The following is a 12,443-nucleotide window of genomic DNA, read 5'->3' on the forward strand; positions in this document are numbered from 1 at the left end:
CGCGACAACAGCCTGCTCGAAGAACGCAGCCGCATCATGGAAACGCTGGGCGCCCTGCTCGACGCCATCAACCACGCCTCGACCGAGCAGCGCAGCGCCATCGACGCGCTCGTCGCCTCCTCGGCCGACCTGCTCGAACGTGCCGGCAGCCAGTTTGCCGCCAAGGTCGAGAGCGAAGCCGGCAAGCTCGTCGACATCGGCACCAGCATCACCGGCGGCGCCCTCGAAGTGGCCAGCCTGGGCGAGGCTTTCGGCGCCGCGGTCAAGCTCTTCGCCGAATCGAACGACAAAATGATGGCCGCCCTGCAACGCATCGAAGGCGGCCTGACCAAGTCGCTGACGCGCAGCGACGAACAGCTTGCCTACTACGTCGCCCAGGCCCGCGAAATCATCGACCTCAGCATCATGTCGCAGAAGAAAATGGTTGACGACCTGCAGCGCGTCGCCGGCAGTGAGGCTTGAGCATGGAAGACATCGACGCCGCCGTTGAGCACAACACGCCCGTCTGGGCCGTCTTCGGTGACCTCATGGCCGGCCTGCTCGGCGCCTTCGTGCTGATTCTGGTCGGCGTGCTCGGCGTGCAGCTTGAACTGGTCACCAGCCTCGAAAGCGAAATCCAGAAGCGCCAGCAGGAAGAACAGCGCCGCGAAGCCCTCGAAAAGGCCTTGGCCGGCCCGCTCGCCTCCGGCCGCGTGACGCTCAACAACGGCAAGATCGGTATCAGCGGCAACGTGCTCTTCGCGCTCAATTCCGACCAGTTGCAGCCGGAAGGCCAGCAACTGCTCAAGAGCCTCTCCCAGCCCATCGCTGCCTACCTCGGCGCCAGCGAACAGATGCTCATGGTCAGCGGCTTCACCGACGACATGCCCGTGCGCGGCAGCAACAGCCGCTTCGCCGACAACTGGGAACTCTCCGCCCAGCGCGCCCTGACCGTGACCCGCACGCTGATCGAAGACGGCGTGCCCTCGTCGTCCATCTTCGCCGCCGCCTTCGGTTCGCAGCAGCCGGTGGCCGCCAACAGCGACGCCGACGGCCGCGCCCGCAACCGCCGCGTCGAAATGGCGCCGGTGCCCAAGACGCCTACCAATGGCAAGGCAGCTAATGGCTGAAACGGCGGACATTCAGGCTCAACTCGCCGCCCTGCGCACCAGCGGCGCCGCCGACCGCGATCCCGTCCGCTTTGCTTATCTCGAAGCACTCAGCCGCCGCGCCGCCGCGCAGCCGGCAACCCTTCGCGACGGGCTCAACGCCAAAATCAGCGCCGCCGCCAATGAACTCGCCAGCCGTCCAGCCCCGATGCCGGCCGAAACTACCGAGACAAGCGCCGGCAGCCCGCTGACCGAACTATTGGCCTACATCAGCGGCCATGCCCACGCCCAAACGGGCACCATCCGGCCAGCCAACGACACTTCCACGGTCAACCGGGAATTTTGCCCAAAATCGAAAACCGCTTCCGCCGGTCGCCACCCGCAAGGCCCCGAACTCAAGACCGTCGCCTACTTCCGCAACGAGTGGTCCAAGCTCAGCACCGAGCAGCAACTCACCCAGACGCTCGCCCAGGCGCCTGAAAACGCCGGCCCGATGAACTCCCAGCACCTCGTCCTGCGCAGCCTCGAACGCATGCGCGACATCGCCCCGGACTACCTGCAAGGTTTCATGAGCTACATCGATACGCTGATCTGGCTGGATCACGCTGATCCGACCAAGCCCGTGGCCGGGCGTACAGCCGGTGGCGATGGAGAGAAAAAGGCGCGGACCGCGAAACGCGGCGCGACGAAGCGGTGATCCGCCCCGCCTGGCCGCGTAGCGCTTCTTTTATCTCAGCCGGCGCAGCAGGAAAGCTGCTTCACATCCTTGTTGAAGGTCTGCGCGGCGAGCTTCAGCCCCTCGACCATGGTCAGGTAGGGGAACAACTGGTCCGCCAGTTCCAGCACCGTCATGCGGTTGCGAATCGCCAGCACCGCCGTCTGGATTAGTTCGCCGGCTTCCGGCGCGACCGCCTGCACCCCGATCAGCCGCCCGTTACTGGCGTCAGCCACCAGTTTGATAAAGCCGCGCGTGTCGAAGTTCGCCAGCGCGCGCGGCACGTTGTCCAGCGTGAGCGTGCGGCTGTCGGTCTCGATGCCGTCGTGGTGCGCTTCCGCCTCGCTGTAGCCGACGGTCGCCACCTGCGGGTCGGTGAACACCACGGCCGGCATGGCGGTCAGGTCCAGCGCCGCCTCGCCGCCGGTCATGTTGATCGCCGCACGGGTGCCCGCCGCTGCCGCCACATAGACGAACTGCGGCTGATCGGTGCAGTCGCCGGCGGCGTAGATGTGTTCCACGCTGGTACGAATGCCGGAGTCGATGGCGATAGCGCCTTGCGGATTGAGCGTGATGCCCGCCGCGTCCAGCGCCAGGCTGTGCGTGTTGGGCGAGCGGCCGGTGGCAACCAACAGCTTGTCGGCGCGTACTTCGCCGTGCTCCGTGGTCAGCACGAATTCGCCGCCCGCATGGGCGACCTGGCTGGCCTGCGTGTGTTCCAGCACCTCGATGCCCTCGGCCCGGAAAGCAGCCGTGACGGCTTCGCCGATGGCCGGATCTTCGCGGAAGAAAAGCGTGCTGCGCGCCAGGACCGTCACCTTGCTGCCGAGTCGGGCGAAGGCCTGCGCCAGTTCCAGCGCCACCACCGATGAGCCGATCACGGCCAGGTGCTCGGGAATGGCGTCGCTGACCAGGGCTTCGCTGGAAGTCCAGTAGGGTGTGTCTTTCAGGCCGGGAATCGGCGGCACGGCCGGACTCGCGCCGGTGGCGATCAGGCAGCGGTCGAATGCCACGACGCGCTCGCCGCCGTCGTTGAGTTGCACGACCAGGCTGTGGCCGTCCTTGAAGCGGGCCGTGCCGTGCAGCACGGCGATGGCCGGATTGCCGTCCAGGATGCCCTCGTACTTGGCGCGGCGCAGTTCATCGACGCGCGCCTGCTGCTGGGCCAGCAGCCGTTCGCGCAAGATCGTCGGCGGGGCGGGCGGCATGCCGCCATCGAACGGGCTTTCGCGGCGCAAGTGGGCGATGTGGGCAGCGCGGATCATGATCTTGGACGGTACGCAGCCGATATTGACGCAGGTGCCGCCGATAGTGCCGCGCTCGATCAGCGTGACGTGTGCGCCTTGCTCGACGGCCTTCAGCGCTGCCGCCATCGCGGCCCCGCCGCTGCCGATGATGGCCACCTGCAACGGGCGTTCATTGCCACCATGCTGATCGACTGCCCCCATCCAGCCGCGCACTTTGTCGAGCGGCCCGGTGCTGTTGTCCGCGGTTGGTGCGTCGGCAAGCGTTGCCTTGTAGCCCAGTCCGGCCACGGCGGCCATCAAGGCATCCGGTGACGTGCCCGGCAGGATGGCAAGTTGTGCGGAGCCCTTGGGACAGGACACCAGCGCCGACTGCACGCCGGGCACGTTCTCCAACGCTTCCTTGACGTGCGCCGCGCACGAGTCGCAAGTCATGCCGGTAATTTTTAGATGGGTCATGCAACAACTCCTATTTTTTAAGGTTGGCGACGGCCTGGACGGTTATCCGCGCCGGGTTGGCTCACTGCTTGACGCTGGACGGATAACCCGCATCCCCGGTGGCCTTGGTCAGCTTCTGCACGCTGGTCCTGGCATCATCGAAGCTGACCACCACTTCGCGTGTCTCGAAGGCCACGTCAACCTTGCTGACGCCTTCGACCTTGGAAATTGCCTTCTTGACGGTGATCGGGCAGGCGGAGCAGGTCATGCCCGGGACGGACAGCGTGACGGTCTGGGTGGCGGTCCACACGGGTCCAACGGCGGCGGCGAGCGCGAGAGAGGCAAACAGTTTTTTGGCTTGCGCCGAAACTTGCGTTTTCATGGGGAACTCCTGTGATCAATAGAAAAATGGCAGGACGTAGGGAAATCCGAGCGCGACCAGAACCAGCACAACCACAATCCAGAAAATGAGCTTGTAGGTGGCTCGCACTTGGGGAATTGCGCAGACCTCGCCCGGTTTGCAGGCTTGCGCCGGGCGGTAGATGCGCCGCCAGGCGAAGAACAACGAGACCAACGCCGCGCCGATGAAAATCGGGCGATACGGCTCCAGCACGGTCAGGTTGCCGATCCATGCCCCGCTGAATCCCAAGGCGACCAGGACCAGCGGCCCCAAGCAGCAGGTCGAGGCGAGGATGGCGGCCAGCCCGCCAGTGAAGAGCGCGCCGCGCCCGGTTTGTGGTTCAGACATGTGCTTGTCCTTTCGAGTTTGAATTGGATGAAGTAACCTTACTTCCGTACTCATGTACGGAATCAAGCGATATGGAAAACAATTTGGAAAACCTGACCATCGGCGTTTTCGCCAAGGCGGCCGGGGTCAACGTCGAGACGATACGGTTCTATCAGCGCAAGGGCTTGCTGCCCGAGCCGGACAAGCCTTACGGCAGCATCCGCCGCTATGGCACGGCGGATGTGGCACGGGTGCGATTCGTGAAATCGGCCCAGCGGCTGGGCTTCAGCCTGGATGAAATCGCCGAACTGCTGCGGCTGGAGGATGGCACCCATTGCCAGGAAGCCAGTAGTCTGGCCGAACACAAGCTCCAAGACGTGCGCGAGAAACTGGCGGATTTGGCGCGCATGGAGGCCGTGCTGTCTGACCTGATTGGCGCCTGCCATGCGCGGCAAGGTAATGTTTCCTGCCCACTGATTGCGTCGTTACAGGGCGGAGCAGGCCAGGCTGGGTCTGCTACAGCTTAGCCGTGCTTTACTTTCCGCGTTCTGAGACGACCCCAGCCATATTTCGCCAATCTTGGCGGAGGCATGGAGGCAATTATTTATCAGCCGAATCGGCAGCTTCATAAGCCAGCTGCCGCTGATGCTTGACCGCCAAAAGTACAACTTCCTTTTCGGCATGTGCATAGAGCGCGATATGTTGCCCGACGACGTATTCCCGGAGGTAAGGCAATCCGGCTTGTTCGGCCAATATCTGGACGGCATCTGATTTCATTCGGGCTTGGGCTGACTTGGCCAGCAGAAACCTGGCCGGTCGTCCGCCGGACGGCGACCAGCTGAGCACCGCGATCATCTCCCGAAGATCTGCTTTCAGCTTGGTGAACCGGGCCTCGACGGTATCCGCGTCCTGAGTCTGGAAGAACTGGTGAATGGTTTCCAGATTGGCCAGAAAATTGGGGGTCGCCTCGACTTTTGCGTTGATCGGCAAAGCCATGGTTCAGGCCAGGGCTTTCAGAAGGTCGGCATTCGACACACGCTGCCCGGCCAGCACCTCGCGCAGGCCTGTTTCCGCTTCGGAGAGCAACACTAGGTTGGCATGTTCCGCTTCCAGCGCGTGGTAGTAATCCAGCTTTTGGGCGTCGACGATGGCGACGTAGGCGGCGCCATTCTTGGTCAGCAGCTTTTCCGCACCAGCGACGACTTCATCGGACAACTCGGTCAGGCGGGCGCGGGCTTCGCTGATCGGAACGACATCTTGGGCGCGGAAAGTCATGACTGGATTCCTTAATAAATACGTTAACGATAAGTGTATCAGACCGGCCGCAATTACCTTTGTTACAGGATTCGTTTGCGGCCATTCCCACGGTCAACCGGAAATTTTGCCCAAAATCGAAAAACGCGGCCTGGCGCCGTTCCCGCACCATTCACGGCAGCCGGGGAACCAAAGCCACCCATTAGCATCGAAATTGCTTGAAGCCTCAGCGGCGCGGAGATTTGCGACAAAATCTCCGCGAGCCGCTACCCCAACCTTCCTTTGACGATTTCGATGAACGCCCCTGCGCCCCGCTTTTTTGCCTTCGACAACTCCTATGTCCGCGACCTTGAGGCGTTCTACGTTCGCTGGCAGCCGACACCGGCGAGCCAGCCGAGACTCATTTGCCTGAACGAGGCGCTGGCCATCGAACTGGGGGCCGATCCGCTGGCGCTGGCCACGCCGGTAGGCGTCGAAATCCTGGCCGGAAACCGCATACCCGAGGGCGCCGAGCCGATTGCCCAAGCCTACGCCGGCCACCAGTTCGGCCAGTTCTCGCCGCAACTGGGCGATGGGCGGGCCTTGTTGCTCGGCGAGGTGATCGACCGCCACGGCGAGCGCCGCGACATTGCTTTCAAGGGTTCCGGCCGCACGCCGTTTTCACGCAATGGCGACGGCAAATGTGCGCTTGGCCCGGCCTTGCGCGAGTACATCATCAGCGAGGCGATGCACGCCCTGGGTATTCCGACCACCCGCTCGCTGGCCGTCGTGGCGACCGGCGACAGGGTGCGCCGCGACCGCGCCCAGCCCGGCGCCGTGCTCACCCGCGTTGCCGCCAGCCACGTCCGCGTCGGCACCTTTCAATTCTTCGCCGCCCACCAGGGGCCAGAGCAGGTCAAGCGCCTGGCCGATTACGTCATCGCCCGCCATTACCCGGCGCTCGCTGCCAGCGCCCAGCCCTATCTCGACCTGCTGGCCGCCGTCGGCGAGCGCCAAGCCGAACTGGTCGCCCGCTGGCTCGGTGTCGGCTTCATCCACGGCGTCATGAACACCGACAACATGACGCTGTCCGGCGAAACCATCGACTACGGCCCCTGCGCCTTCATCGAAAGCTACAGCCCGGACACCGTGTTCAGCTCCATCGACAGCGCCGGCCGCTACGCCTACGGCAAGCAGGCCGGCATCGCCCGCTGGAATCTCGCCCGGCTGGCCGAAACCCTGCTGCCGCTCATCGACACCGACGCCGAGCGCGCCGTGCAGGCCGCCACGGCGGTCATCGACGCCCTGCCCGAGCGCCAGGCCGTGCACTGGCTGCGCGTCTTCCGGGCCAAGCTCGGCATTGACGAATCGGGTGACACCGAGGCCGACCGCACCCTGATCGACGATTTCCTGCGCATCCTCAAACACAACCGCCTCGATTTCACCGTCGCCTTCCGCGCCCTGTTCGATGCGGCGGCCGGCGACGCCTCACGCCTCAACACATTGATGGCCAAGGCCACCGACTTCGCCGCCTGGCTCGCTCGCTGGCAGGCCCGCCAGCCAAACCGTTCCGCCGATCTGCTCGCCGCCATGCAGCACGCCAACCCGTGCTACATCCCGCGCAACCATCGCGTCGAAGCGGCCCTCGATGCCGCCGTCGATGACAACAATCTGGCCCCCTTTGAACGCCTGCTCGCCGTCATCGGCGCGCCCTTCGACGAACGCCCGGCCGACGCCGAATACGCCGCGCCGGCGCCGAGCGAATTTACGAACAGCTACATGACTTTCTGTGGCACCTGAAGCGATTGCTACGACCATAGAAACAACGGCAGGCCCCACGGTCAACCGGAAATTTTGGCCAAAATTGACACCCCCAACCGCCCCACATTCACGACCATCACCCTCGACCACAACAACCGCTGCAGCAAACCCGGTACCCCCTCGCCCTGATGCACAAAAGCGAAGCCGAATCCCGGGCGCACGATCTGGCCGCTCGGTCGCTGTCGCAAGGTGCGCTCATCGCCGTCGTGGTTGCCAACACCGAGTTCATCGCGCCCCCATCGTTATCAACCTAAAAATCGCAGTTGACCGCGACCAAACCCTTCGATACGCCCACTGCGTGGGCTACTCAGGCTGCGTCCAGAGCTCGTCGAAGGGGCAAACGGGGGGCACCGATCGGGAAAAGCCCGTTCGTGGTGAGTAGCCTTGCCCAGCAAGGCGTATCGAACCATGAAGGGGCGCTCACTGCGGTTTTCAGGATCAACGGCGACAAGGCAACCCTCCGCCGGCCGCCGGAAAACGTGCCGACGATTCTGTCACACCAGCGACGGCCAACCCGACATCGCCGGCCCCACTATCCCGGCAGCAGAAAAAGCACTACCATGAATTCACATATCTATTCACAAATGAATTCAAACACCACTCCAGCATGCCCGTCTCCCCCCTTCCCGCCATTCGCCAGCACCTCCTATCCGGCCCGAAAACTGCCCGTATGCTGGCTTCTGCGCTTGACATCAGCCAGCCCACCATTTCCCGGGCCCTCAGCGCCCTGGCTGAAACGGTCGTCCGTTTTGGGCCCTATCGATCCATTCACTACGCTTTGCGCCGTCAATCACTAACTGATGGCGACATCCCGGTCTATCGTGTAACGCCAGCCGGGCAGATTGAAGCGCTGGGGACACTGATCGCCGTTCACCCGAACGGATTCGTCATGCGGCAGCACGATGGCCAGGCGCTGCACAGCGAAGGCCTGCCCTGGTGGCTGGACGACATGCGACCGCAAGGCTATCTCGGGCGCAGCTTCGTAGCGGCACGGGCCGATGCTCTCGGCCTGCCTGCCAGTCTGGCCGACTGGCAGGATCACCATGTGTTGCGAGCCCTGCTCGGCCAACCGGGCAGCGACACGGTCGGCAACCTGCTGTTGGGCGATGTGGCGCGCGAGCATTTCATCCGCGCCCCACTCCCCGAACCGCTCCCGCTTGCCGAGCGAGCCGACGCCTATGCCCGTCTTGCCGCGCAGACTGCCCGTGGCGAACTGCCCGGTTCTTCGGCGGGAGGAGAGCAGCCCAAGTTCGTCGCCCACACCCTGACGCCGGATGGTCTACGCCATGTCATTGTCAAGTTCACGCTACAGGATGCAAGCAACCCCGTCGGCAATCCTCTCAACGACCGCTGGCGCGACCTGCTGCTCAGCGAACACCGGGCGCTGACCTTGCTCCGTCGGCACGACATCGCAGCGGTTACAACGCACCTGATCGACCGGGGATCACAACGCTTTCTGGAAGTCGAACGTTTTGACCGCGTCGGCACGCTCGGCCGGCGAGGCCTCATTTCGCTGGCCGCCATGGATGCCGAATTTGTTGGCCTCGGGCGCGGCGGCTGGCCAGCCGTCACCGAGCGCCTCATGGCCGCTGGCCACATCACCCGCCAAGCCCACGAGGCCACCTGCCTGCTGCACGCCTTTGGTGTTCTGATCGGCAACACCGATATGCACGCCGGCAACCTTTCGTTCATCACCGACAGCGGTCGGCCCTACAGCCTCGCACCCGCCTACGACATGCTGCCGATGGCCTTCGCGCCGCGCAGCAGCGGGGAACTGCCAACCAGCCTGGCACCGGCCACGCTCAGCCCGCTCGTTTCCAGCCAGCACTGGCGAAATGGACTCGATCTCGCAGCGGCCTACTTGGCCGAACTGAGCGCCGAATCCGGCCTCAGCTCGGCCTTCACCCCCTGCCTGACGGCGCTCAAGGCACATCTGGCCGACACAACTGAAAAAATCCGCCGTCTAGCCTGAAGCTGGCGCCAACCAACTACCGCGCTACGGATTACCACGGTCAACCCGATTTACGACGTAAAAACCAAATAAGCGCCAAAATCGAAAGCCCTGCCAGACGCGAACCCGGCCGGCTATACTGGCCGAACACCGCTTGCCGGAGTTCGCCATGCCTGCATCTTCCGAGCAGTTCATCCTCGCCCTCGACCAGGGCACGACCAGCGCGCGCGCCATCCTGGTCGACCGTCGGGGCAACCTCCGCGGCCTCGCCCAGCAGGAAATCACCCAGCATTACCCGCAGCCCGGCTGGGTCGAACACGACGCCGATGAAATCTGGGCGGCGCAGCTCGCCGTCGCCCGCGCCGTGCTGCGCGACAACGGGGTTGCGGCGACGCGGGTCGCCGCCGTCGGCATCACCAACCAGCGCGAAACCACGGTGCTCTGGGATCGCGCCACCGGCCAGCCGGTGCACCGCGCCATCGTCTGGCAGGACCGGCGCAGCGCCGGCATTTGCGACGAATTGACCGCGGCCGGCCACGCCGAACTTTTCCAGCGGCGCACCGGCCTCGTCCTCGACGCCTACTTTTCCGGCACCAAGCTCAAGTGGCTGCTCGACCACATCCCCGGCGCCCGCGCCCGGGCCGAACGCGGCGAACTGGCCTGCGGCACCATCGATAGCTGGCTGGCCTGGAAGCTGACCGGCGAGCACGTCACCGACCCGTCGAATGCCTCGCGCACCCTGCTTTTCGACATTCACCGCCAGTGCTGGGACAACGAATTGCTGGCCCTGCTCGACATCCCCGCCGCCCTGCTGCCGCGCCTCGTTGCCAGCAGCGGCGAAATCGCGACGGTCAACACCGAGTGGCTGGGTGCGCCGATTCCGCTCGCCGGCATGGCTGGTGATCAGCAGGCCGCCACCTTCGGCCAGGCCTGCCTCGACATCGGCATGGCCAAGAACACCTACGGCACCGGCTGCTTCCTGCTCATGAACACCGGCGCGCAGCCCATGGCCTCGCGGCATCGCCTGCTCGCCACCGTCGGCTGGCAGCGTAATGGACAAACCACCTACCTGCTCGAAGGCAGCGTCTTCATGGGCGGCGCCACCGTGCAATGGTTGCGCGACGGCCTCGGGTTAATTGCCAGCGCCGGCGAAGTCGAAACCTTGGCCGCGAGTGTGCCCGACAACGGCGGCGTCTACCTTGTCCCGGCCCACACCGGCCTCGGCGCACCGTACTGGGACCCGACCGCCCGTGGTGCCCTGTTCGGCCTGACGCGCGGCACGACGCGCGCCCACATCGCCCGTGCCGCCCTCGAAGCCATCGCCTTGCAGAGCGCCGAGGTGCTGCAGGCCATGGAAAACGACGCCGGCCAGCCGATCCGGGAAGTCCGCGTCGATGGCGGCGCTGCGCGAAATGACCTGCTCATGCAATTCCAGGCCGACCTGCTCGGCGTCCCCGTGGTGCGCCCGAAAGTTACCGAAACCACCGCCCTCGGCGCCGCTTACCTGGCCGGGCTGGCCGTCGGCTACTGGCAGGATGAAGCGGAAATCGCCGCCCTGTGGCAGGCCGAACGCCACTTTGCACCGTCGATGGCCAAGGAGCACCGCGAAGCGCTATTCACCGACTGGCACCGCGCCATCCAGCGCACCCTCGGCTGGGCCGGGGCCGAATCATGAACACACCCGCCAGCCGCGAAGACAGCCTCGCCACCCTGCGCGACCCGCGCCCGTGGGACATCCTGATCATCGGCGGCGGCGCCAGCGGACTCGGCGCGGCGGTCGATGCGGCAGCGCGCGGCTACCGAACGCTACTCGTCGAAGCCCGCGACTTCGCCTCCGGCACCTCGATGTGCAGCACCAAGCTCATTCATGGCGGTGTCCGCTATCTGCGCCAGGGCGACCTCGGCATGGTCCGCCACGCCCTGCGCGAACGCGCCTTCCTGCTCCACAACGCGCCGCACCTCGTCCATTCGCTCGCCTTCATCATTCCGGCCTGGAATCAGATCGACCGGCTGCTGTTCGCCGGCGGCCTCAAGCTCTACGACCGGCTCGCCGGCGGCGACAATCTGGAGAATTCACGCTGCCTCAACCGGCAGGCAGTCATCGCCGCCCTGCCCGGGCTGAACAACACCGGCCTGTGCGGCGGCATCCGCTACTGGGACGGCCAGTTCGACGATGCCCGGCTGGCTATCGCCTTGATGCGCACGGCGACCGATCTCGGCGCCACCTGCCTCAATTACCTGCCGGCCATACGCCTGCTCAAAACCAGCGATCGCGTCACCGGCGCCGTCCTGCGCGATACCGAAACCGGCGAGGAATTCGAGGTAACCGCCCGCGCCATCATCAATGCCAGCGGCGTGCACGCCGACAGTGTTCGCCAGTTGGACGATGCCGATGCCCCGCCGCTGCTGACACCCAGCCAGGGCGTCCACCTTGTGTTCGACGCCGATTTCCTGCCCGGCCAGCAGGCGCTGTTGATCCCGAAAACCGAAGACGGCCGGGTCATGTTCGCCATTCCGTGGCAAGGCAAGGTGCTGCTCGGCACCACCGACACGCCGCGCCCGGAATTGGTCCAGCTCAACGATCCGCAGCCACTCCAAGAAGAAATCGCCTTCCTGCTGCGCACGGCAGCCGACGTGCTGACCCGGCCGCCGACCCGGGCCAACATCCGCTGCGCCTTCGCCGGCCTGCGCCCGCTCATCCACCCCGAGCACAGGGACACCAAAAATACCGCTGCCCTGTCGCGCGAACATGCCATTCTGGTCAGCCCCGCCGGCCTGATCACCGTCGCCGGCGGCAAATGGACGACCTACCGGCTGATGGCCGAGCAGGTCATCGACCGGGCCATTGAGGTCGCCCGACTCAACGTTGTGGCCTGCCCGACGCGAACCTTGAAACTGCACGGCTGCCCGAGCGGGCCAGCCGGCGACGCCTACGGCACCGACAGTTCGCTGCTCGCCGCCTTGCCCGGCCACGACCAAACGCTCCACCCGAACCTGCCGTACAGCGAAGCCATGGTTCGTTTCGCCATCCGCTTTGAGGCGGCGCGAACGATCGACGACATCCTCGCCCGCCGGACACGCGCCCTCTTCCACGACGCAGCCGCCGCCGAGGCATGCATCGCGCGCGTTGCCGAAATCATTGCCGAGGAACGGCCGCCGACACCCGAGCGCCTGGCCACGATGATCCAGTCGGCACACGACACGGCCGGGCGGTTCCGGCTGAGGA

General features: G+C 65.2%; 13 protein-coding genes and 1 pseudogene. 9 read left to right on the top strand and 5 right to left on the bottom strand.

Annotation, left to right across the window (positions count from 1 at the left end; translation table 11 throughout):
- The 3 genes and pseudogenes from ADADOO_RS12035 to ADADOO_RS12045 form a co-directional block, all read left to right on the top strand.
- Nucleotides 1–462 (top strand): annotated as a pseudogene (locus ADADOO_RS12035) (DUF802 domain-containing protein); the annotation flags it as partial.
- Nucleotides 463–464: 2 nt separating this feature from the next.
- Nucleotides 465–1,109: an OmpA family protein gene (locus tag ADADOO_RS12040; protein ID WP_511277743.1), complete on the top strand. Its 645-nt coding sequence runs from the start codon at nucleotides 465–467 to the stop codon at nucleotides 1,107–1,109.
- Nucleotides 1,102–1,785, top strand: a complete 684-nt coding sequence (locus ADADOO_RS12045) for a DUF2894 domain-containing protein (RefSeq protein WP_511277744.1) — start codon at nucleotides 1,102–1,104, stop codon at nucleotides 1,783–1,785. Before ADADOO_RS12040 ends, ADADOO_RS12045 begins: the two co-directional genes overlap by 8 nt.
- 35 nt (nucleotides 1,786–1,820) lie before the next feature.
- Here ADADOO_RS12045 and merA read toward each other — a convergent pair whose 3' ends face one another.
- The 3 genes from merA to merT form a co-directional block, all read right to left on the bottom strand.
- The gene (gene merA / locus ADADOO_RS12050) at nucleotides 1,821–3,506 is read right to left on the bottom strand and encodes a mercury(II) reductase (RefSeq protein WP_511277745.1); all 1,686 of its coding nucleotides are present in this window, start codon (nucleotides 3,504–3,506) and stop codon (nucleotides 1,821–1,823) included.
- Between the two features lie 61 nt (nucleotides 3,507–3,567).
- Nucleotides 3,568–3,867: a mercury resistance system periplasmic binding protein MerP gene (merP, locus tag ADADOO_RS12055; RefSeq protein ID WP_511277746.1), complete on the bottom strand. Its 300-nt coding sequence runs from the start codon at nucleotides 3,865–3,867 to the stop codon at nucleotides 3,568–3,570.
- A 15-nt stretch (nucleotides 3,868–3,882) separates the two neighbouring features.
- A complete protein-coding gene (merT, locus tag ADADOO_RS12060; protein WP_511277747.1) occupies nucleotides 3,883–4,233 on the bottom strand; it encodes a mercuric ion transporter MerT in 351 nt (116 codons plus the stop codon).
- Between the two features lie 83 nt (nucleotides 4,234–4,316).
- Between merT and merR the strand changes: the two genes are divergently transcribed.
- Nucleotides 4,317–4,739 (top strand): mercury resistance transcriptional regulator MerR, encoded by a 423-nt coding sequence (merR, locus tag ADADOO_RS12065; protein WP_511277748.1) that lies wholly within the window; start codon nucleotides 4,317–4,319, stop codon nucleotides 4,737–4,739.
- Between the two features lie 73 nt (nucleotides 4,740–4,812).
- Here the strand turns inward: merR and ADADOO_RS12070 are convergent, their stop codons facing one another.
- Nucleotides 4,813–5,208, bottom strand: coding sequence for a hypothetical protein (locus ADADOO_RS12070; RefSeq protein ID WP_511277749.1), 396 nt, complete (start codon nucleotides 5,206–5,208; stop codon nucleotides 4,813–4,815).
- Nucleotides 5,209–5,211: 3 nt separating this feature from the next.
- The gene (locus ADADOO_RS12075) at nucleotides 5,212–5,487 is read right to left on the bottom strand and encodes a type II toxin-antitoxin system prevent-host-death family antitoxin (RefSeq protein ID WP_511277750.1); all 276 of its coding nucleotides are present in this window, start codon (nucleotides 5,485–5,487) and stop codon (nucleotides 5,212–5,214) included.
- A gap of 273 nt (nucleotides 5,488–5,760) precedes the next feature.
- On the opposite strand from ADADOO_RS12075, the gene ADADOO_RS12080 reads away from it, so the two are divergent.
- From ADADOO_RS12080 to ADADOO_RS12100, 5 genes are all read left to right on the top strand, one after another.
- Nucleotides 5,761–7,245 (top strand): protein adenylyltransferase SelO, encoded by a 1,485-nt coding sequence (locus ADADOO_RS12080; RefSeq protein ID WP_511277751.1) that lies wholly within the window; start codon nucleotides 5,761–5,763, stop codon nucleotides 7,243–7,245.
- A 149-nt stretch (nucleotides 7,246–7,394) separates the two neighbouring features.
- Nucleotides 7,395–7,520 (top strand): hypothetical protein, encoded by a 126-nt coding sequence (locus tag ADADOO_RS12085; protein ID WP_511277752.1) that lies wholly within the window; start codon nucleotides 7,395–7,397, stop codon nucleotides 7,518–7,520.
- A gap of 353 nt (nucleotides 7,521–7,873) precedes the next feature.
- Nucleotides 7,874–9,238: a type II toxin-antitoxin system HipA family toxin YjjJ gene (yjjJ, locus tag ADADOO_RS12090; RefSeq protein ID WP_511277753.1), complete on the top strand. Its 1,365-nt coding sequence runs from the start codon at nucleotides 7,874–7,876 to the stop codon at nucleotides 9,236–9,238.
- A gap of 148 nt (nucleotides 9,239–9,386) precedes the next feature.
- Nucleotides 9,387–10,892 carry a glycerol kinase GlpK gene (gene glpK / locus ADADOO_RS12095; RefSeq protein WP_511277754.1) on the top strand — a complete coding sequence of 502 codons (1,506 nt, stop codon included), beginning with the start codon at nucleotides 9,387–9,389 and terminating at the stop codon, nucleotides 10,890–10,892.
- Nucleotides 10,889–12,443, top strand: a 1,555-nt coding sequence (locus tag ADADOO_RS12100; RefSeq protein WP_511277755.1) for a glycerol-3-phosphate dehydrogenase/oxidase, incomplete at its 3' end; no start/stop codon positions are given. The genes glpK and ADADOO_RS12100, both read left to right, overlap by 4 nt.

This window comes from Azonexus sp. (genome assembly GCF_036170495.1).
Classification (GTDB): Bacteria; Pseudomonadota; Gammaproteobacteria; order Burkholderiales; family Rhodocyclaceae; genus Azonexus.